The sequence below is a fragment of the Roseinatronobacter sp. NSM genome, assembly GCF_052379845.1.
Taxonomy (GTDB): Bacteria; Pseudomonadota; Alphaproteobacteria; order Rhodobacterales; family Rhodobacteraceae; genus Roseinatronobacter.
In genome coordinates, this window is record NZ_JBQTCF010000009.1 from 1 (window position 1) to 18,637 (window position 18,637).

At 57.1% G+C, this 18,637-nt stretch carries 22 protein-coding genes and 1 tRNA gene; 18 read left to right on the top strand and 5 right to left on the bottom strand.

Annotation, left to right across the window (positions count from 1 at the left end; genetic code table 11):
* Positions 1 to 74 precede the first annotated feature (74 nt).
* From ACTZWY_RS06525 to ACTZWY_RS06545, 5 genes are all read left to right on the top strand, one after another.
* Positions 75 to 1,934, top strand: coding sequence for an ABC transporter ATP-binding protein (locus ACTZWY_RS06525; RefSeq protein ID WP_444789892.1), 1,860 nt, complete (start codon positions 75 to 77; stop codon positions 1,932 to 1,934).
* 360 nt (positions 1,935 to 2,294) lie between these two features.
* Positions 2,295 to 3,155, top strand: coding sequence for a MarR family transcriptional regulator (locus ACTZWY_RS06530; protein WP_444789893.1), 861 nt, complete (start codon positions 2,295 to 2,297; stop codon positions 3,153 to 3,155).
* 182 nt (positions 3,156 to 3,337) lie between these two features.
* A complete protein-coding gene (locus tag ACTZWY_RS06535; RefSeq protein ID WP_444789894.1) occupies positions 3,338 to 3,595 on the top strand; it encodes a hypothetical protein in 258 nt (85 codons plus the stop codon).
* 97 nt (positions 3,596 to 3,692) lie between these two features.
* Positions 3,693 to 4,190, top strand: coding sequence for a DNA packaging protein (locus tag ACTZWY_RS06540; RefSeq protein WP_444789895.1), 498 nt, complete (start codon positions 3,693 to 3,695; stop codon positions 4,188 to 4,190).
* Positions 4,180 to 5,955: a phage terminase large subunit family protein gene (locus ACTZWY_RS06545; RefSeq protein ID WP_444789896.1), complete on the top strand. Its 1,776-nt coding sequence runs from the start codon at positions 4,180 to 4,182 to the stop codon at positions 5,953 to 5,955. Before ACTZWY_RS06540 ends, ACTZWY_RS06545 begins: the two co-directional genes overlap by 11 nt.
* Positions 5,956 to 6,066: 111 nt before the next feature.
* Here the strand turns inward: ACTZWY_RS06545 and ACTZWY_RS06550 are convergent, their stop codons facing one another.
* Complete coding sequence (locus ACTZWY_RS06550; RefSeq protein ID WP_444789897.1) at positions 6,067 to 6,372, bottom strand: Arc family DNA-binding protein; 306 nt, start codon at positions 6,370 to 6,372, stop codon at positions 6,067 to 6,069.
* A gap of 123 nt (positions 6,373 to 6,495) precedes the next feature.
* Between ACTZWY_RS06550 and ACTZWY_RS06555 the strand changes: the two genes are divergently transcribed.
* From ACTZWY_RS06555 to rplA, 13 genes are all read left to right on the top strand, one after another.
* Entirely contained in the window at positions 6,496 to 6,636 is a 141-nt protein-coding gene (locus ACTZWY_RS06555) for an Arc family DNA-binding protein (protein WP_444789999.1), read from the top strand.
* 20 nt (positions 6,637 to 6,656) lie between these two features.
* On the top strand, positions 6,657 to 7,157 hold the full coding sequence (locus tag ACTZWY_RS06560; RefSeq protein WP_444789898.1) for a hypothetical protein: 501 nt from the start codon (positions 6,657 to 6,659) through the stop codon (positions 7,155 to 7,157).
* A gap of 45 nt (positions 7,158 to 7,202) precedes the next feature.
* A complete protein-coding gene (locus tag ACTZWY_RS06565) occupies positions 7,203 to 7,802 on the top strand; it encodes a hypothetical protein (protein ID WP_444789899.1) in 600 nt (199 codons plus the stop codon).
* Complete coding sequence (locus ACTZWY_RS06570; protein ID WP_444789900.1) at positions 7,799 to 9,139, top strand: phage portal protein; 1,341 nt, start codon at positions 7,799 to 7,801, stop codon at positions 9,137 to 9,139. The genes ACTZWY_RS06565 and ACTZWY_RS06570 overlap by 4 nt, the downstream gene beginning before the upstream one ends.
* Positions 9,136 to 10,929, top strand: coding sequence for a prohead protease/major capsid protein fusion protein (locus ACTZWY_RS06575; protein WP_444789901.1), 1,794 nt, complete (start codon positions 9,136 to 9,138; stop codon positions 10,927 to 10,929). Before ACTZWY_RS06570 ends, ACTZWY_RS06575 begins: the two co-directional genes overlap by 4 nt.
* Before the next feature lie 4 nt (positions 10,930 to 10,933).
* Positions 10,934 to 11,149, top strand: a complete 216-nt coding sequence (locus ACTZWY_RS06580; protein ID WP_444789902.1) for a phage head-tail joining protein — start codon at positions 10,934 to 10,936, stop codon at positions 11,147 to 11,149.
* Positions 11,150 to 11,352: 203 nt separating this feature from the next.
* Complete coding sequence (locus tag ACTZWY_RS06585; protein ID WP_444789903.1) at positions 11,353 to 12,378, top strand: site-specific integrase; 1,026 nt, start codon at positions 11,353 to 11,355, stop codon at positions 12,376 to 12,378.
* A gap of 87 nt (positions 12,379 to 12,465) precedes the next feature.
* A tRNA-Trp gene (locus ACTZWY_RS06590) sits at positions 12,466 to 12,541 on the top strand.
* A 33-nt stretch (positions 12,542 to 12,574) separates the two neighbouring features.
* A complete protein-coding gene (locus ACTZWY_RS06595) occupies positions 12,575 to 13,504 on the top strand; it encodes a hypothetical protein (RefSeq protein WP_444789904.1) in 930 nt (309 codons plus the stop codon).
* A 54-nt stretch (positions 13,505 to 13,558) separates the two neighbouring features.
* A complete protein-coding gene (gene secE / locus ACTZWY_RS06600) occupies positions 13,559 to 13,756 on the top strand; it encodes a preprotein translocase subunit SecE (RefSeq protein WP_274351221.1) in 198 nt (65 codons plus the stop codon).
* Between the two features lie 183 nt (positions 13,757 to 13,939).
* Positions 13,940 to 14,473, top strand: coding sequence for a transcription termination/antitermination protein NusG (nusG, locus tag ACTZWY_RS06605; protein ID WP_444789905.1), 534 nt, complete (start codon positions 13,940 to 13,942; stop codon positions 14,471 to 14,473).
* A gap of 112 nt (positions 14,474 to 14,585) precedes the next feature.
* The gene (rplK, locus tag ACTZWY_RS06610) at positions 14,586 to 15,038 is read left to right on the top strand and encodes a 50S ribosomal protein L11 (protein WP_444789906.1); all 453 of its coding nucleotides are present in this window, start codon (positions 14,586 to 14,588) and stop codon (positions 15,036 to 15,038) included.
* Between the two features lie 3 nt (positions 15,039 to 15,041).
* Positions 15,042 to 15,740, top strand: a complete 699-nt coding sequence (gene rplA / locus ACTZWY_RS06615) for a 50S ribosomal protein L1 (protein ID WP_444789907.1) — start codon at positions 15,042 to 15,044, stop codon at positions 15,738 to 15,740.
* Positions 15,741 to 16,025: 285 nt separating this feature from the next.
* On the opposite strand, the gene ACTZWY_RS06620 is transcribed toward rplA, so the two are convergent.
* From ACTZWY_RS06620 to nudC, 4 genes are all read right to left on the bottom strand, one after another.
* Positions 16,026 to 16,469, bottom strand: a complete 444-nt coding sequence (locus ACTZWY_RS06620; RefSeq protein ID WP_444789908.1) for a molybdenum cofactor biosynthesis protein MoaE — start codon at positions 16,467 to 16,469, stop codon at positions 16,026 to 16,028.
* A 4-nt stretch (positions 16,470 to 16,473) separates the two neighbouring features.
* Entirely contained in the window at positions 16,474 to 16,725 is a 252-nt protein-coding gene (gene moaD, locus ACTZWY_RS06625) for a molybdopterin converting factor subunit 1 (RefSeq protein ID WP_444789909.1), read from the bottom strand.
* On the bottom strand, positions 16,722 to 17,390 hold the full coding sequence (pgsA, locus tag ACTZWY_RS06630; protein ID WP_444789910.1) for a CDP-diacylglycerol--glycerol-3-phosphate 3-phosphatidyltransferase: 669 nt from the start codon (positions 17,388 to 17,390) through the stop codon (positions 16,722 to 16,724). The genes moaD and pgsA overlap by 4 nt, the downstream gene beginning before the upstream one ends.
* 218 nt (positions 17,391 to 17,608) lie before the next feature.
* Entirely contained in the window at positions 17,609 to 18,586 is a 978-nt protein-coding gene (nudC, locus tag ACTZWY_RS06635; protein ID WP_444789911.1) for an NAD(+) diphosphatase, read from the bottom strand.
* Between the last annotated feature and the right edge of the window lie 51 nt (positions 18,587 to 18,637).

The window sequence follows — 18,637 nt, forward strand, 5'->3', positions numbered from 1 at the left end:
CACGCTGATCCGCTTCGAATTTCATAGGGGCATGCGGGTCACTGCATGCCCCTTTTCCATGTTCGGAGCTGCTGATGAAACGACTATTTGGCTATTTTGAAGCGCGCATAAACGCCTATCCTGACGATGCGCCGCAGCGCCCGCCTGAAACCCTGCCGGGGTTTGTGCTGCATTACGCGCGCGGCGTGTTGCCATGGCTTTTGTTCATGTCGGGCCTGTCGATCACTTTCGCAGCGATCGAGATTATTTTGCTGGGCTATCTGGGCACGCTTGTCAACCGGATGACCGAACTTGGCCCCGAGCGTTTTCTGGCTGAGGAAGGCGCCCGCCTTATGGGCATGGCCGGGCTGCAATTGGCGGTTTTGCCCGTCATTTCGGTGATTGGCGCGTTGGTCATGTATCAGGTCATCATGGGCAATTTTCCCCAGCGTATTCGCTGGTTGGGCCATCGTTGGTTGTTGGGTCAGTCGATGGGGTATTTTCAGGATGAATTCGCAGGCCGCGTGTCCACAAGGCTGATGCAAACGGCATTGGCCGTGCGCGAAGTTACCATGAAGCTGATGGATGTTGCGGTCTATATTCTGGCCTATTTTCTGGGGTCGCTATGGCTTGCGGCCACACAGGACCTGTGGCTGGCGTTGCCATTCCTGATATGGGCGGCGGCTTATGGGGCGCTATTGTCGGTAATTGTGCCGCGTCTGGGGCGTGTGGCGCAACAGCAGGCGGATGCGCGCGCCGACATGACAGGGCGCATTGTCGACAGCTACACCAATATTGCCACGGTCAAGCTGTTCAGTCACAGCGCGCGCGAAGAAACCTATGCGCGCAACGGGCTGGACGGGTTCTTGCAGACGGTCTATCGCCAGATGCGGCTGGTGGCGGTGCAGGATGTGTCGGTCAATTTGCTGAACGCGCTGCTGACGGGTGCGGTGACGGGACTTGGCATCTGGTTGTGGCTGCAAGGGCAGGTGGAACTTGGGGCGCTGGCCGTGGCCATTCCGTTGGCCTTGCGGTTGGGGAACATGTCGCATTGGATCATGTGGGAATTTGCCGCGCTGTTTGAGAACATCGGCACAGTGCGTGACGGGATTGCCACATTTGCCGCAGCCCGGTCGGTGCAGGATGTGCCGGGCGCCACGCCGTTGGTGGTGCGCAAGGCCGAAATCCGGTTTGACCGGCTGACATTCCGCTATGAAGGGGACATGCCCGCAGGGCGCAAGCCTGCGGTCATTGACGCGATGGACCTGACGATTGCCCCGGGCGAGAAGATCGGCTTGGTGGGGCGGTCGGGTGCAGGAAAATCTACCTTGGTCAATCTGTTGCTGCGGTTTTATGATGTGGGGTCGGGGCGCATTTTGATTGACGGGCAGGATATTTCGCAGGTCACGCAGGACAGTTTGCGTGCGGCCATCGGCATGGTCACGCAAGATACGGCGCTGCTGCACCGTTCTGTGCGCGACAATATCGCCTATGGCCGGCCAGAGGCCAGCGACGCCGAAATCTGGCAGGCCGCGCGCATGGCCGAAGCGGACGGGTTTATTGCCGGTCTTGTAGATGCCAAGGGCCGCCGTGGTCTGGATGCGCATGTGGGCGAACGCGGCGTCAAGCTGTCGGGCGGGCAGCGCCAGCGCATAGCGATTGCGCGTGTCGCGCTGAAAGATGCGCCCATCCTGATTCTGGATGAGGCCACCTCGGCGCTGGATTCCGAAGTCGAGGCCGCGATTCAGGGCCAGCTTCACCAGCTGATGCAAGGCAAGACCGTGATTGCGATTGCGCACCGCCTGTCCACGATTGCCGCGATGGACCGGCTTGTGATCATGGATCAGGGGCGGATTGTCGAACAGGGCACCCATGCGCAATTGCTGGACCAGGGCGGGCTGTATGCGCGGCTTTGGGCGCGGCAATCGGGCGGGTTTCTGGTGGATGAAGGGTAGGGGGCTGGCCTTTGGCGGGGGTGCACCATCATCAGTTTGCGGGGGTGGTGCAATTCCCTCTTGATCTTGGGCGGGCGCTGTCATAACCCTGCGCAACGGAATAGGGGTATAGCTCAGTTGGTAGAGCATCGGTCTCCAAAGCCCGAAATAAACTCCATAAAATCAAAGCAGTAGTTTGCTATCTTTATCAGGACATTGCGGGAACGCAATGTGAACCTGATAACCTACCAATTTACACCTCAAACATGAAAAAACCCGGAGCGCGTGCAGGCGCATCCGGGTCGATAGCTTTGGATATGACCGAAGTCAGGCATACAGAATGCCCGAAACTGGCACACCTTGCAAGTCCGGGGGTGGGGCATGCATGAGCGTATCAACCGCTTCGAATGGCTTAAGGCGGTGCTTCGTGACGAAGCTTTGAATATGACGGCCAAAGCAACCGCCAGCGCCCTCGCAGTGCAATTCTGCTGTGATGAAACAGGGCAGATAAATCCAAAGTCCACGACCCTTGCTGACTATCTTGGGGTTTCGCTTGCCAGTGTCAAACGCGCTGTAACTGACCTGATCAAAGCGGGTTGGCTTTACAGATACGATGGCAGAGGAAACCGGAAACACACCAGATACACCCTGATTTCGCCGGTGAATATAACCCCATTCCGCGCACCAAAAGGCGAGCAGAGACGTCGAAAGGCCGATCCGATTTCTGATGATCAGCTTCACGAAACAGAAGCAAAAAGTGGCTCAGTTGCGAGCCTTCAAAGGTTCAAACCCGACCCTTCTAAAGGCTCAAATGCGAGCCTTCAAAGGTTCAGGAATGAGCCTTTCTATATAGAACAATCTTCAGAACAATCTGTTTTCGAACAATCACCACCAACAATCCACAGAGAGGGAAGGGATAGAGATATGCGCATTCAGGCTGGAAGGCCGGTGGTATTCTCACAAGTTGTCCACCACGGAACGGCACAAGAGGCAGACTGGAACAAATGGTTAACCACCCATGAACTTCCTAGCCTGGCAGCAATTGGCCTAAGGATTTCTGACAATGCAGGAACGGGCTGGGATATGCCTTGGAGATATCCACCTTCAGCAAACGACAGACAGCGCACTGAACAGGCTTTGTCCTTCGCTTGGTGGTTGGTCAATCAAGCAAACGCCAAAGCCAAACGTGATATCCCTTCACCGGCAAACCAGATCGATAAGGTGCGCTATGCTGGTGAATAGGACAGCAATGGACCAAAGGCAGTGCGATCAGCAACCGCCGCGTGACATTCTGACCGATCTTTCAATCAGGGTCAGGCGCTTATGCCCAGGCCATCGTGACCCACACAGGTTCCATGAAGAGAAAAGTGCAATAGCCCATGAGCTGGCCATGTTGGCAGCTGGGGCAGAGTAGGAGCTACAGGATGAACAAGGATCAGATGGCGGCGCAGGCGGATGATGTGGCAGTGTTGATCGACAACTATCTTAAGCGTGTTTGCGATGCCAGAGAGATCAAGCCTGAAGTAGCGCTTGCTGGCGCACATGCGCAGATCATAGCCCTGATGGCCATTACACTTGGTGCAAAGGTCACAGCTGAAGAGCTGCGCCGCGCCGCAACCGAGATGGATTTCTTCGCGAATGAAATCACTCTGGCAACCAGTCGAGCAACAGGCCGGGCGTGACCTTATCGGTCTTCAAAGGTACTTCTTGACCGGTGCCGGTTGGGGGTAATTCGCGCCCCGACAATTCAGGCTTTGCAAATAATTACAAGGGGATGAAATGAGAATACTTGAGGAACTGCCGCTTGGCGACACTAAGGCCAGCCGCTTCCGGATTGGCGGCGCTGACCTTTGCGAGCTGCTTGGCATTTCCCCTGCTGCCCTCTCCAAGCTGAAGGAACGCGGCATTGCAAAGCACCATGGACGTGATTCGTATGATCTGGCCGAAACCATTCGCGCCTACGTTTCCCACCTTCGCGAAACTGCCAGCGGCCGAGGCGGTGAAGACCATGTGAACACCCTGACAGCCGAACGCGCACGGCTAGCGAAGGAACAAGCGGACTCTCAGGCAATCAAGAACGCAAAGCTTCGCGGTGAGTTGGTTGACGCTTCAGAGGTTGAACGCACTTGGGGGGACGTCCTGCGCCAGGTCCGCGCGCGCATTATGGCCGTGCCGTCCAGGTTGCGCGCCGATCGACCGGAAATTGACCGGACTGTCATCGATGACATGGACAAGGCCCTACGCACCGCCCTTATGGAGTTGGGTCATGCTGATTGAAGATGTTGCCCGCAATGCCCTGCGCGGACTGATACCGCCGCCACGCCTGCGCCTGTCCGAGTGGATAGAGTCCAACGTAACGCTGCCCGAAGGGGTGAGTGCGCAGCCCGGAAGGGTGCAACTATGGCAGTTTCAGCGAGAGATTGCGGACGCGATTGGCGACCCCGCACTTGAACGTGTGACTTTGGTCAAACCGGTTCGCGTCGGTTTCACAACACTTCTGACCAGTGCAGTTGCAAGCTTTGTGGCGAATGAACCTGCGCCCATACTGTGCCTCTTGCCGACTGAGGCGGATTGCCGTGACTACATGGTAAGTGATGTCGAACCGATATTTGCCGCTTCGCCGGCTGTCGCGAAGGCGCTGGCAGATGACCGCGAAGACAATGACCGAAATACGCTTATGTCCCGCCGCTTTCCGGGTGGCTCGCTGAAGGTGGTCGCAGCGAAGTCCCCGCGCAACCTGCGCCGGCACAATGTCCGTGTATTGTTCATCGATGAAGCTGACGGCATGGAGAACACTTCAGAAGGTTCACCGATCTTGCTGGCAGAGCGACGCACATTGTCATTTCCTGATCGTAAGATCGTCCTGGGATCAACGCCGGTTCACGAAGACACCAGCCATGTGATTCGCGCCTATGCACAAAGTGACGGCCGAATATTTGAAGTTCCTTGCCCTGAATGTGGAACATTTTCCGAGATACTTTGGGATCAAATCATTTGGGATGAAGGACAGCCGGAAACCGCGCGGTGGCAATGCCCTGAATGCCGTTCGGAAATAGTCGAGGGCCACAAGCCCCAGATGGTTGCGCAAGGTCACTGGCGCGCCACTCGCCCGCACGTGAAGGGCCACGCGGGCTTTGCCCTAAATGCCCTGGTTTCGCTTCATACCAATGCATCCTGGGCACGCCTTGCCGCTGAATTTATCACCGCGAAAGATGATCCGACCACCTTGCAAACATTCGTAAACACCATTCTGGGGCAAGGTTGGCGCGGCGAAGGAGAGGAGCTGGATGACGCCAGCCTTGCGGCGCGTGGGGAGGGTTGGAGCCTTGATACACTGCCCGACGAAGTTCTTGTAATCACCGTAGGCGTTGACGTGCAACATGACCGCCTTGAGTTGACCTATGTGGGGTGGTCTGAAGACGGGATTGCCTTTGTTCTTGGTCACAGAGTGATCTGGGGGCAATGGGATGAAGACACAACCTGGTCCGATCTGGACACCGCACTGCGCGAGCGCTTTGCGCATCCGCTGGGTGGCAAGCTGGCTATCGATGCGGTCGCGATCGACGCGGGCGACGGGACCACAATGAACAAAGTTACGGCCTTCGCTACGCCTAGAACAAACCGCCGTGTACTGGCAATCAAAGGCGCGTCAGGGAATCGCCCCTTGATTGAACGTGCCGGTTCCAAAACCAAAACTGGTGCGCGCCTTTGGATTGTGGGTGTCGATACGGCAAAAACCCAGATTTTTGCGCGCCTTTCCCGTGGTTCTTCTATTCGGATGTCAGGTGAGCTACCACGTGTCTGGTATGAACAGGTTGCAAGCGAAAAGGCCGTTTTGCGCTATCGCAGGGGGCAACCTGTCCGGAACTTCGAGCGCATTCCGGGACGCCGCGCCGAAGCCCTTGACTGCCTTGTCTATGCAATTGCTGCGCGTCAGATTGTCAGGCCAGACTGGGAGGTCCGCCGCACAGAACTTTCCCGCCCTGATGCCCCAATGCGGCGCACCGGACCGGTCCTGAAATCGTCATGGATGAAACGCTAAGAGCTTGGCAGGTTGCGCCACGTATTGCCAGTAAAGCAACCCCGTAACTCGGTGAGTGGGAAAACCCCGAGAATGCGCGGCCCAATGACTCCATCGGGCGCGGCGCATAATTCAATACGGTTCTGGCTCGGGATCTTCATAGTATTCGGAGATTGCCTCAGTTCTTGAGGCTTGCTCTTTCAGTTCCTGATTTTCCCTTATTAGGTTTTCAATCAGCCGAGCGGCTCTGAGCAGATTGTCATGCGCGTCCCATGGCGCGTTTCTATCCGGCGCATACAAGCTATCACCAAGCCTAGCTAGAATTTCGGAATTCATTGATCTGTTGTTCGCAAGTGCAGCGGCTTTGATCTGCTCTCGCATTCCATCTGGTAACCTCAGCATAAATTTGGCGCTGTCGCGACCTGCCGAACCCGCCATTGCGCACCCCCTTCATAACTTTCTGTCACCGTGACACTATTTTTCTCTTGACCTCAATAGCGTCACGGTGACTTATAGTGTCACGGTGACTTAGTGGGGCGATTCATGAAAGATAGAAAACCTATGCAGCTTCGTTTGCCGCGAGACCTGAAAGACTGGCTGAAATCCGAGTCCGAACGGAACGGCTCAAGCCAGAATTCCGAGGTAATCCGCGCTCTGCGTTCCGCTATGACCGCAACGCAGAGCGACAATCAAGCCGCCTGAAATCCGGAAAGGAAAACACTATGCCTAGAAAACCCGCCAGCGGGAACGCTACAGAATTGCCTCTAGATCATAAGCCCTGCTACGACAGCGCCCGCGCAATGCATGAGGCCGCACTTGAACAGTTTGCGCGCCCTTCCTTTCAAGCCGTTCCGATGGACATAGGACCGGAACCGGATCCGCATGTTCTTTGGTTGATGCAATGGCGGGATTCTCGCCTTGCTTGGGCTGATCTTTGTGACGTTTTAGGTGAAGATGACGAAGCTACAGAAGCTGTCTACCAGGAGCGTTGGCGGTTGTTTGACCTGATGACAGGAACAAGCCCGACGACCCTTTCGGGAGTTCTTGCGGTAATCTGTGCAATTTATGAGGATGCAAGGGGTGTGGACTGTCTGAATCCGCCCCATGAAATGGCCTTACAAAACCTCATCTTAGCACTTGGTGGGGAGGTGAAACCGCCTGACTCCTGTTGGGTCTTTTCTTCCGGTCAGGCCAAAATCGTGGGGGAAAACACCCAACATTGACTTTCTTTCCCATTTGGTGTTTCAATCCACCAAAGGGGAAGACTCATGCACATCGAATTCAAGTCAACAGAGAAAGATTTTGGGGCAATGGAAATCGCCAAGTATGCGGGCGTGTCTCAGATGAAACAACGCGACTGGCGTCGGCACGGTTACCTTCCACCGGCCGAGCCGGGACGCCGCGCCCGGTATTCGATTTTGGACCTTTGTGTGATTGCCCTGACCAGCATTCAAACCGAGGCCGGTAAAGAATTGGGCGCTGCAAACTGGATAGCGAAAATGAGTGCTGGCGTGGCAAAATCCCAGATTGAGCTTTGTCCACAGGCAGTGGCATTCGAAGGGCTTGAGCTTAACGAAGATCAGAAACGCGCTGCAATGCGCTACGCCGCAGGCTTGTCAGAAGCCGATATTCCGACCCGTTATCTGTTTTTCCCGAACCACTGGGTTTTACCAAGCAGATTGCTTGTCAATTCGGATGAAGCACCCGCGACCTGCTATCACTTCGCAACACTTGCCGAAATGGAAGGGCGTATAGGTCAAGACTGGATATCAGGTCAGATTTTTGACCTGAAGCTATTTGCCGAAAATCTGGCCCAAATGATTGGTGAACCCTTGATTCACTACCATGTTTCAGGGGTCCGGACATGAAGCTGACCCGCCAGGTTGCGCGCGCCGCGCAGCGTGCCCTTAAAGAGCTGATGAAGCGATCAGGGATCGAAGCAGGAGGCCCCGGAAGGCGTTGGGAAGGTGCCTCAACGCTTCATGCGCCTCAAACCCAAACCCTTGCGGCCAGAGGCCCTGCACAAGTGCGCGCAGCGGCACAGTATGTGAACAACCCCTATGGCCAGCGGATTGTTGAAGCTTGGGTTTCCGCTCTTGTTGGAAGCGGGTGGCAGACCAGGTCGCAGCACCCTGACAAACCCACCGCCCGCGACTTGAATGATGAATTCGAGGCCCTTGTAAACCCTGTTTTGCCGATTGCCGCGCGCGCCTTGGTCCGGGATGGCGAAGCGTTCCTGAGAGTCCAGATTACCGAGGAAGCTGGGATCAGACTAAAGGCCATTCCCGCTGAACAAGTCGACCCCACAGTTCACACCGACCTGGGGAACGGCGCGCGCGTCATTGCCGGGATAGAATTTGATCGAGAAGACCAGATTTCCGCATATCATATCTTACCAGAGGCACCCGGGACCCCGTTTGCCGTCTATGGACAGGCAGTCCGGGTTCCCGCCCGCGACGTGATACACATCTTCAATCCAATGTTTCCGGGACAGGTGCGCGGGCTTTCTTGGCTTTCTCCGATCTTGCTGAAGCTGCGCGACCGTGACGAAGCGTCGGATGCACTGTTGATGCAGCTCAAAACCGCATCCCTGATTACCGGCTTCGTAAAAGATCCAAGTGGAAACTTTGCTGGTTTCGAAGGGCAAGAAACCGGTGCGCAATTGAACGTCGCACTTGAACCAGGTGCAATGCGCATTTTGCCGGGGGAGTCAGAGGTCACCTTCAGCACTCCAGGGCAGGGCTTGGCCCAAGCTGTTGAGTTTCTCCGTGCGCAAGACAGGGAAATTGCGGCAGGCGTAGGGCTGACCTTTGAGGGTATGACCGGTGATCTGACCCAAACCAATTATTCAAGTGCGCGGGTTGGCCTTCTGGAATTCCGCCGCCGCGCTGAAATGCTGCAAAAGCACCTGATAGAGCTACAATTCCTACGCCCGTTCTGGCGGCGCTGGATCGAGATTCAAACGCTTTCAGGCACGATAACCGCCCAAGGCGCGGCGCTGGATGATTTCCGCACTGTCAGGTTTATAGCCCCGGGTTGGCAATGGGTTGACCCTAGAAATGAAGTCGATGCCGCGGTTTCCGCGATCGAGGCCGGTTTGAAATCGCGTGAAGAGGTTGTGGCAGGCCGTGGCCGCGACATTGACGAACTGGATGAAGAGATTGCCCGCGACCGGGCCCAGCAAACCCAGAGGAATGCCGCATGACTCTCCATATTCGTAGCCTGACCCCAAGCCCGAACACAGTGGACCTTGAGGCCCGAACCGTTGAAGCGATCGTCAGCACGGGCGCAGACACGCCCCGCCCGGGATTCGTTGAGCGGCTGGACCTGACCGGCGCCGATCTAAGTGGCCTTGTCGGTGCGCCTCTCTTGGACGCACACCAAACGAGATCGACGCGCGATCAGCTTGGAGTGATTGAGGCCGCAGAGCTGCGCGCTGAGGGCCTTTGGATCCGCGCGAAGTTTCGCAGTAACCCCGCCGCGCTCTCTGTTCTGTCTGACATAGCAGATGGCACGCTGCGCGGGCTATCCATTGGCTACACCGTAGCTGAATGGAAAGAGTCGCGTTCAGGCAATCGCCTTGTTCGCACTGCCACCCGATGGAAACCGATTGAGGTTTCCATTGTCCCTGTCCCGGCTGATCCGGGCGCACACTTTCGAGCAGGAAACCAAAACATGCCAGAAGAAATCCAGACCGCGCCCGAGGCGCAAAACCCGCCTCCAGGTGAAGTAATCACCCGAGCCCAGGTCAATGCACAGATCCGCACAATCGCACAGACAGCCGGATTGACGCGCGCTTGGGCAGATCAACAGATTGATGCCGAGGTTACCCCTGATCAGGCCCGTCAGGCGGCCTTTGACGAAATGCAGCGCCGCAGCGCTGAAACCACCACGCGTACAGCGCGCGCAGTGATTGTCACAGACCACACTGACCCCGCCCAAATTGCCACACGGGCAGGGGAAGCCCTTTATGCGCGTTCACACCCCGAGCACCAGATTTCTGAACCTGCCCGCGCTTATGCTGCCATGACAACCATTGACCTTGCGCGTGATTGTCTGCGCCGATCCGGGGTCGCGATGACGGGCATGTCCGCTGATACTGTCATTACCCGCGCATTGCACACGACTTCCGACTTTTCGCTGATCCTTGGTGATGCCGTCGGCCGTGAGCTGCGCCGATCGTATCAGGCTGCGCCCTCTGGTGTGATGCAGGTTGCACGCCAGACTACGGCACGCGATTTTCGCGCAAAACGTGGCCTGATGTTTGGCGATGGGCCTGACTTGGAGAAGGTAAAAGAAGGCGGTGAATTTTCTCACGGCACTATTGAAGAGTCGGGCGAAAGCTACAGCGTCGAAACCTTTGGCCGCATATTTGCCATATCCCGACAAGCGTTGGTGAACGATGATCTGGGGGCATTTATGCAAGTGCCTGCGCGACTCGGCAATGCCGCGCGCCGCTTTGAGGCTGACGCTCTGGTCAAGAAGCTTCTCGACAACCCTGCAATGAGTGATGAGATTGCGGTTTTTCATTCTGACCGTGGCAATATTGATCCACTGACAGCGCCGGGGCTGACAAGCTTGTCTACAGCTCGCACGGCCATGCGGCACCGCAAGGGGCTTGCCGGAGAGCTTATCAATGCAACCCCACGCTTTGTGCTTGTTCCAGCAGAGCTGGAAACAATGGCGGAGCAGGCGCTTGCTGAAATCGCGGCGACGAAGACGGGCGATCATAACCCCTTCGATAACCTGACCCTTGTCGTTGATCCACGCTTGCCCGGAAACCTCTGGTTTGTCGTTGCAGATCCTGCGCTGATCGACGGCCTTGAATACGCCTATCTTGAAGGCGCACCGGGGCCCCAGATCGAGACAAAGCAGGGCTTCGAGGTGGATGGTGTGCAGATGAAAATTCGCCTTGATTTTGGATGTGGCTGGATGGACTGGCGCAGTTGGCAGCGCATTGGCCCAAATGAGCCGCCCGCAGAACCCGAGAGCTGATTGAATGGCCCTGACTAGCACAGAGCTTGAACAAATGCGCGATGCCCTGATTAGGGCACGCGCCAAGGGCACGCGGGAACTACAGATGAATGGCGAACGTGTGCGCTACGGTTCCGATGCCGAAATGGCCGCAGCTATCGCCGATCTGGAAACCCGGCTGCGCGCCGCAAATCGCCCCAGGGCAAACACAATCCGATTTCACAGCTCGAAAGGGTTTTGAGAGATGACAACCCGCCTGCGCCCGATATTGGCTGATGAGAAGACAGCCGCGTCACTGCTTTCAATTAAGCCGAGTGATTTTCGCGCGCTGGTGGACTCGGGACATCTTCCCCCCGCCCGGAGCCTTGGACAGTTTGAGAGATGGGACGTTGATGAATTGGCGCGAATTGCGAGGGGCGAGGCCATTGAGGGCGGGGATTATACATGGTGAAGCAAGGGGTGGTTGAAAGGACAGGCAAGCGCTGGTTGCACGAGCCTAAACCCGGATTGATTTATGTGCGCAAAGGCGGGCGCTACTTAGGTCAAATCACAGCACCGGAAAACACCGAAGACTTTGATCGTCAGTATTGGGAAATACTCTCAGGGAAGCGCTTTGCCGCCAAAACATCATGGTCAGAGCTGATCAAGTCCTATCGACAGTCGTATAGGTGGACAAAGCTTAAGCACGCCACACGCGTGACATATGAGCACGTGCTAGTCTATTTGGAGACCAAGAACGGATCGAAGGATATGACCAGGTTGCAGCGTCGTGATGTTATCGCCGCGCGTGACGCGAACTTGCACCGTCACAAGTTCGCAAATGATATTCCACGGGTTATGTCTGTACTATGCGAACATGCGATCGATATTGGCTGGATCAAGCAGAACCCAGCAAAGGGTGTTCCAAAAATCCCAACCCCTATAGAAAAACAACAACCTCATATTCCATGGCCTGATGTTGCTGTAGAAAAATTCCGTACCGAGGCTTCACCCAGGGCAAGGCTTATTTTCGAGATAGGCGTGGGCAGCGTCCAAAGGCCCGGCGATTGGGTTGGGTTCACTTGGGGCGATTATGACGGAGACAATTTGCGATTGGCTCAGGGAAAGACTGGTACGAAACTTGTCCTTCCATGCACCGAAGCCCTGAAGGAAGCACTTGACGACGCAAAGGCCCGCCTTGGTGCCGCCCCACACCCGAGCAGGCCAATTTTAACAACGCAAAAGGGGCAGAGGCTCACATACAGCGGCCTTAGTCAGGTTATGCGTAAGGAGCGCCGCAGGCTAGGGCTGAGCGCTTTTGATCTGCATGCGCTGAGATACCGAGGAGTGCAGGAGCTTGCTTGGAAGGGCTGCACTGATGAAGAGATAGCCGCCTATTCCGGACACTTCTCGATCGACATGATCCGCAAATACGCAGGCGAGGCGCGTCAGATAATGCGCGCTCGACAGGCAAGGGAGAAACGCAGGTGAACAGAACATGCACAGAACAAAAACCTGATAACTTCGCTGATAACCGCTTGACGGGGGTTTCAAGAAAACCTAATGAACCCAAAGGACAGGGGTATAGCTCAGTTGGTAGAGCATCGGTCTCCAAAACCGAGGGTCGTGGGTTCGAGTCCCTCTGCCCCTGCCATTCCGGCCAAGGCTTGTCAGTGGTGCGTGGTCCATGCGCACTGACAAGTTGGACATCAACATCCATATCGGTGCGCATAAAACCGCCAGCACGCATTTGCAGCGGCTGTTGCTGCGCAATGCTGCGCGGCTGTCAGCAAAGGGATGCGCCTATTTCGGGCCGAACCGACTGCGCCATGACTTGCGGCTGCCGCCGCTTTGTGTGGACCGCCCGGCCAATGCGCGTGTGATTGCCCCTTTGGTGTCAGAGTTGCGCAATGCGGCGGCGCGCGGCCAGAAGCTGGTGGTGTCCGAGGAAAATATTCTGGGCACCACGCGCGCGGATATCATTGCCCGCGCTGACAGGCTTTATCCTGACGCTGACGGGCAGATTGCGCGGTTCCTGCGGCTTGTGGGGGGGCGGAATGCCACGCTATACATGGCGGTGCGCAGCCCATTATCATTTATCAATTCCGCCTATGTCCAGCAAATCAAGGGCGGAAATCTGTGTGATTTTGACGCTTATGTTGCGGGGTTCGACCCTGCCGCGCTGCGCTGGTCGGACTTGGTGGTGCGGCTTCTTGCCTGTGCGGGGGTGGGGCGGCTGGTGGTGTGGCAATTCGAGGAATATTCGCAGGTCCTGCCGCACCTGTTGGATCACCTGCTGGGCGCGCATGCAGCGGCGGGGTTGCGCGTGTCGCCCACACCCCATCAGGTTGGCAGCTCCGCGCGCGCCATTGAACATGCCCGCGCGCGCCTGCAGACCGACCCCACGCTGAACCCCAAGGACGTGGTGACCCAAGCCGAACAGCTTTATCCGAAATCCGCGCAATGGCCCGGCCCGCAAGCTTTTGCACCCGCCGTGATGGCCGCAGGCCAGCAAAGCTACGCGCATGATTTGCAGACCCTTCGCACCATGGCGCGCGTCACCTTTCTGACGCCCGGTGCCGAACGCAAACCGGACACAAGGGCGAATCATGCTTGAAACTGGCGCTTGTGCTGCGTATGTCAGCCCCTAGACAAGAACAGGTGTGCATTCATGGCCAAGACGAACCCTTTTCAGTTCATGCAGCAGGTGCGGGCGGAAACCGCCAAGGTGACCTGGCCCACACGGCGCGAAGTGACCGTGACCACCGTGATGGTGCTGATCATGGCCGCCTTGACAGCCGTGTTTTTCTTTTTGGTGGACCTGACAATTCGAACTGGTTTGTCGGGCCTTCTGGGCATGTTCAATTAATACGCCAATCCGGCCGCCTTTGGTGCGGGCGGGGCTTGAAATGGCGCGCATTGCGCTGTAACAGCGACCACAAGAAAAAGCGCACCGCACTGGTGCGCTGTTTTGTTTGACTCTATGACGGGGCTGCCACGCTGGCACGGTCCGACACCGGCCGAAAGGCCGCCAGAAACAGGAAGAACATCCATGGCCAAGCGCTGGTATTCGGTAAGCGTTCTGTCGAATTTCGAAAAGAAAGTCGCCGAGGCGATCCGCGTTGCAGTGCAAGAAGGCGGTCTGGAGGACATGATCGAAGAAGTTCTGGTTCCGACCGAAGAAGTCATCGAAGTGCGCCGCGGCAAGAAAGTGACCTCTGAACGCCGCTTCATGCCCGGCTATGTGTTGGTGCGCATGGAAATGACGCCCAAAGGCTACCACCTAATCAACTCAATCAACCGCGTGACTGGTTTTCTTGGCGCACAGGGCAAGCCGATGCCCATGCGCGACGAAGAAGTGAATGCCATTCTGAACCGCGTTGAAGAAGGCGAAGCGGCACCGCGCACACTGATCCATTATGAAATTGGCGAACAGGTCAAAGTGACCGATGGCCCGTTTGAGGGATTCGCCGGTCTGGTGGAAGAGGTCGACGAAGGCGCGAATCGTCTGAAGGTGATGGTATCAATTTTTGGCCGGGCAACCCCGGTCGATCTGGAATTCACGCAGGTTTCCAAGGAAATCTGATGTGAATACACGCGTGGAAGGTCGTCAGGCGCGCCTGATCCGGCCGGACCACTAAACCGCAAGAAGCCCCGCGCAGGCGTGCACAGGGCGAGGTGATAAAAGGAGAGGCCAGATGGCCAAGAAGGTTATAGGGCAGCTGAAGCTGCAAATTCCGGCGGGCAAAGCGAACCCGTCACCGCCCGTAGGCCCTGCATTGGGCCAGCGCGGCCTGAACATCATGATGTTCACCAAGGAATTCAACGCCCGCACAGCGGAACTTGAACCCGGCGCGCCGATTCCCACACTGATTACCTATTATCAGGACAAATCCTTCACGCTGGAACTGAAGACGCCACCTGCGTCATGGTATCTGAAGAAGGCAGCGGGCCTGAAGCCCGTGGGCAAGCGCAACCGCGCCAAAGGGTCAGAAGCACCGGGCCGCGTTGTCGCGGGCAGTGTGACCACCAAACAGATTCGTGAAATCGCAGAAGCGAAGATGAAAGACCTGAACGCCAACAGCATTGAAGGCGCAATGGAAATCATCGCCGGTTCCGCGAAGTCGATCGGTATCGAGGTGAAAGGGTAAGTCATGGCTAAACTAGCAAAACGCGTTAAGGCCGCCCGTGAAGCCTTTGTCGGAAAAGAGAACCTGACCGTTGAAGATGCAGTCGCACTGATCAAGGCGAATGCAACAGCGAAATTCGATGAAACCATCGAAGTGGCGATGAACCTGGGTGTTGACCCGCGCCATGCCGACCAGATGGTGCGCGGCGTTGTGACCCTGCCCAACGGCACCGGCAAAACCGTTCGCGTGGCCGTGTTCGCACGCGGCCCCAAAGCCGATGAAGCCAAAGCCGCCGGTGCAGATATTGTCGGCGCAGAGGACCTGATGGAAACCATCCAGTCCGGCAAGATCGAATTCGACCGTTGCATCGCAACCCCTGACATGATGCCCATCGTGGGCCGTCTGGGTAAGATCCTTGGTCCGCGCAACCTGATGCCGAACCCCAAAGTGGGCACGGTTACCATGGATGTGGCGCAGGCGGTGGAAAGCGCGAAGGGTGGTCAGGTCCAGTTCAAAGCGGAGAAAGCCGGGATCATCCATGCGGGTGTTGGAAAAGTGTCCTTTGATGACGCGAAGCTGGCCGAGAATATCCGGGCCTTTGTAGATGCTGTTGCCAAGGCAAAACCAACAGGTGCCAAAGGCGCGTATCTGCGCAAAGTGTCGCTGAGCTCCACCATGGGGCAGGGCGTGTCGGTTGACGTGACCAGCGCGACACAAGGCTGAAACACTCGAATTTATTGAAAAAGGGCGGCTTTGGGCCGCCCTTTTTGCATGCGTTTGGGTGGGGGGAGTGTGTGTCGCTAGCATTGGCGCGATACGCGCTAGCGCGTGCCCGCGTTTATTCGCATTCACGCGACCCACTCTAATCTTATGGTGTCGCATGTCATGTTGCGCAAAACTGGTTCCCACTTTTGCGCGACACGCGCCAAGGGATAAAAGTTTGAGGGGCGTTGCCCCTCTTGGGCCTGTGGCCCAATTCACCCCAGAGTATTTATGGGCAAGATGAAATCACCATCTGCTTAGGGCAGCTTCGTCTGCGTCTTTCGCCGCAACCCAATCTGCGCCCTGATCAGTGATTTCCTTTTTCCAGAACGGGGCGCGCGATTTCAGGTAATCCATCAGGAAATCGGCTGCGGCAAAGGCGTCTGCCCGGTGGCGCGAGGCGGTGGCGACCATCATGATACGTTCGCCCGGGCGCAGCGCCCCGTAGCGATGGATGACAAGGCCCTCTGTGAGGTTCCAGCGGTCCTGGGCGGTTTGTGCGATCCTGGCAATCGCGCGTTCGGTCATGCCTGGGTAATGTTCAATTTCCATCCTGTGCAGGATGCCTGTGTCCGGGGCGCGCACGATCCCGCAAAATGTCACGACGGCGCCGGTATCCTGTCGGCCAGTGGCGAAGTGGCGGCATTCATCGCCAAAATCGAAATCATCTTGCTGCACGCGAATTTGCATTGCCTTAGCCCCCTGTCATGGGCGGAAAGAAGGCCACTTCGCGGGCGCCGGCAAGGGGGGTGTCCATGTCGCACAGATCCTGATCCACGGCCACGCGCACGGCGTCAATGTCGGAGAAGGCCAGCGCATAGCGGTCTTCGCGGGCGCGCAATTCATCGATGAGTGCTGCGACGGTTTCGGCCTGTGTTTCAACGGTCTCTCTGGGGTGGCCAATACGTTCGCGCAGCCATGCGAAATACAGAATTTCAAGTGTCATGCTGTGTCGTCCTTCAGAAATGGAAGCGCCTTGCGCAGATAGTCCCAGCCCGTGATCAGTGTCAGAACCGCCGCAACCCAGATTAGCGCCAGCCCCAATTGCCAGACCAGATTGCCGCTGAAATTGGCCAGATCGACGACATTCAGCCCATCTGTGCCGATATCGGACAAGGTGGCGATCAGGGCGCTGTTCTGGCGCGCAAGGGCACTTTCGCGCACAAATTCCAGCCCCATGGCCAGAAACAGAATGGCGATTGCGGTCATTTGTGCGGTGGTTTTCCATTTCGCAAGGCGCGTGACCTTCAACAGCCCTGCAGAACTGCCCAGAAATTCGCGCAGGCCGGAAACGAACACTTCCCGAAACAGGATCGCGGTTGCAGGCAGGATCAGCCACGCATCCATGCCCGAATACCCGGTGATGACCAGCAGTGCTATAACCACCATGGCCTTGTCGGCAATCGGGTCCAGCATGGCGCCAATGCGGCTTTCTTGTTGCCATGCGCGCGCAAGATAGCCGTCAAAGAAATCAGTTATTGCGGCAAGCGAAAACAAGGCCAATGCAAACCAGTCAGCCCAGGGGCGATGAAAATACAAGAACATGACTGCCACGCCCGGCGCGGCCAGCAGGCGTAGAACAGTCAGAATATTCGGAAGGTTCCAAGGCATGCGCGCGGGTCCAGACGTAGGCGGGCTTTCACTACTCATCTGTTGTATCCTGAAAGCTGGGGGCGGGAAATGCAAGACGCACTTGGCGTTCATCGCAGGCAGTAGCAGCTGTGCCATTGGGGTTGTGGGTGAAATATTGCATGGTTTTTTTGTCCTTCAACACCCCTAAAACCGGTTGCGCGCATCAACTTGTGCAACCGTATCACTTCGGGACAGGGCTATATATAGGCAGCGCCCAGTTTGCCTGCCAGCCATTGTGCGATCAGATGATGGGCAATCGCGCCCTTTCTGGCGGGAATAAGGGTCGTATCCTCGCCCGACCAGGCGCGCAGGACCTGTTCGCGCGTGACCCAGCGCGCGTCCTCCAGTTCATCATCAAGGGTGATGGCGCGTGTGGTGGCGCGCGCCACGGATCCCAGCATCAGCGAGGCGGGGAACGGCCAGGGTTGGGAGGCGACATAGCGAATATCGGTGGTCTGGATGCCGGTTTCTTCATGGACTTCGCGCCGGACCGCGTTTTCCAGCGTCTCTCCGGGTTCCACAAACCCCGCAAGGGCGGAATACATGCCTTCTGGCCATCCCGGAGAGCGACCAAGAAGCAGATCATTTCCATGTGTCACCAGCATGATCACCACAGGGTCGGTGCGGGGAAAATGCTTGGCGCCGCAGGCGGGGCAATGGCGTTCCCACCCGGCCTGTGCGACCTGACTGGCCTGCCCGCAAGACGCGCAAAACCCGTGGCTGCGGTGCCAGTTGAACGTGGCGCGCGCAGTTGCCGCCAAGGCGGCGTCCGGGGCTGTCAGATGGGCCATGCTTTGGCGCAATTCCCCGAAGAACAGCCCTGTTTCGGTGCCGGGGTAATGCTGGATGGTGGTGTCCAGAAACATGGCCATCGCGCTGCGGTCAAGGGCGTCGGGTTCCCAAGTGGAAATATCGGCGGCAAACAGCGGCACATCGTGATGCAGGCCAAGAAACAGATAGGGGGTCGGGGCGTGTTTCAGAACATCCGCCTCTGCGCTGACCCATCCCAGTTCCGTGGCCGGACCTGCACTGCGCAACTGGGGCTTGCCGCGCCACACAGGCAGGATGCGCGCGTGACCTGTGGACAGGAACTGCGCCAGCATGTCGGGGGCGCCGCGCAATTCGGCGGCGCGGCTGTCCCAATGTCCGCGAAACGCCATAAGGGCAGTGGTCATCGTTTTCTCCTGTGTTTGTTTGCCTGTCGCAGCTTTGCGAAGGTGGAACAA

Excerpts from the sequence above, each read along its gene's own strand:
- ACTZWY_RS06525 (WP_444789892.1), top strand. The coding sequence starts at position 75 with ATGAAACGACTATTTGGCTATTTTGAAGCGCGCATAAACGCCTATCCT.
- ACTZWY_RS06530 (WP_444789893.1), top strand. The coding sequence starts at position 2,295 with ATGCATGAGCGTATCAACCGCTTCGAATGGCTTAAGGCGGTGCTTCGT.
- ACTZWY_RS06535 (WP_444789894.1), top strand. The coding sequence starts at position 3,338 with ATGAACAAGGATCAGATGGCGGCGCAGGCGGATGATGTGGCAGTGTTG.
- ACTZWY_RS06540 (WP_444789895.1), top strand. The coding sequence starts at position 3,693 with ATGAGAATACTTGAGGAACTGCCGCTTGGCGACACTAAGGCCAGCCGC.
- ACTZWY_RS06545 (WP_444789896.1), top strand. The coding sequence starts at position 4,180 with ATGCTGATTGAAGATGTTGCCCGCAATGCCCTGCGCGGACTGATACCG.
- ACTZWY_RS06550 (WP_444789897.1), bottom strand. The coding sequence starts at position 6,372 with ATGGCGGGTTCGGCAGGTCGCGACAGCGCCAAATTTATGCTGAGGTTA.
- ACTZWY_RS06555 (WP_444789999.1), top strand. The coding sequence starts at position 6,496 with ATGCAGCTTCGTTTGCCGCGAGACCTGAAAGACTGGCTGAAATCCGAG.
- ACTZWY_RS06560 (WP_444789898.1), top strand. The coding sequence starts at position 6,657 with ATGCCTAGAAAACCCGCCAGCGGGAACGCTACAGAATTGCCTCTAGAT.
- ACTZWY_RS06565 (WP_444789899.1), top strand. The coding sequence starts at position 7,203 with ATGCACATCGAATTCAAGTCAACAGAGAAAGATTTTGGGGCAATGGAA.
- ACTZWY_RS06570 (WP_444789900.1), top strand. The coding sequence starts at position 7,799 with ATGAAGCTGACCCGCCAGGTTGCGCGCGCCGCGCAGCGTGCCCTTAAA.
- ACTZWY_RS06575 (WP_444789901.1), top strand. The coding sequence starts at position 9,136 with ATGACTCTCCATATTCGTAGCCTGACCCCAAGCCCGAACACAGTGGAC.
- ACTZWY_RS06580 (WP_444789902.1), top strand. The coding sequence starts at position 10,934 with ATGGCCCTGACTAGCACAGAGCTTGAACAAATGCGCGATGCCCTGATT.
- ACTZWY_RS06585 (WP_444789903.1), top strand. The coding sequence starts at position 11,353 with ATGGTGAAGCAAGGGGTGGTTGAAAGGACAGGCAAGCGCTGGTTGCAC.
- ACTZWY_RS06595 (WP_444789904.1), top strand. The coding sequence starts at position 12,575 with ATGCGCACTGACAAGTTGGACATCAACATCCATATCGGTGCGCATAAA.
- secE (WP_274351221.1), top strand. The coding sequence starts at position 13,559 with ATGGCCAAGACGAACCCTTTTCAGTTCATGCAGCAGGTGCGGGCGGAA.
- nusG (WP_444789905.1), top strand. The coding sequence starts at position 13,940 with ATGGCCAAGCGCTGGTATTCGGTAAGCGTTCTGTCGAATTTCGAAAAG.
- rplK (WP_444789906.1), top strand. The coding sequence starts at position 14,586 with ATGGCCAAGAAGGTTATAGGGCAGCTGAAGCTGCAAATTCCGGCGGGC.
- rplA (WP_444789907.1), top strand. The coding sequence starts at position 15,042 with ATGGCTAAACTAGCAAAACGCGTTAAGGCCGCCCGTGAAGCCTTTGTC.
- ACTZWY_RS06620 (WP_444789908.1), bottom strand. The coding sequence starts at position 16,469 with ATGCAAATTCGCGTGCAGCAAGATGATTTCGATTTTGGCGATGAATGC.
- moaD (WP_444789909.1), bottom strand. The coding sequence starts at position 16,725 with ATGACACTTGAAATTCTGTATTTCGCATGGCTGCGCGAACGTATTGGC.
- pgsA (WP_444789910.1), bottom strand. The coding sequence starts at position 17,390 with ATGCCTTGGAACCTTCCGAATATTCTGACTGTTCTACGCCTGCTGGCC.
- nudC (WP_444789911.1), bottom strand. The coding sequence starts at position 18,586 with ATGACCACTGCCCTTATGGCGTTTCGCGGACATTGGGACAGCCGCGCC.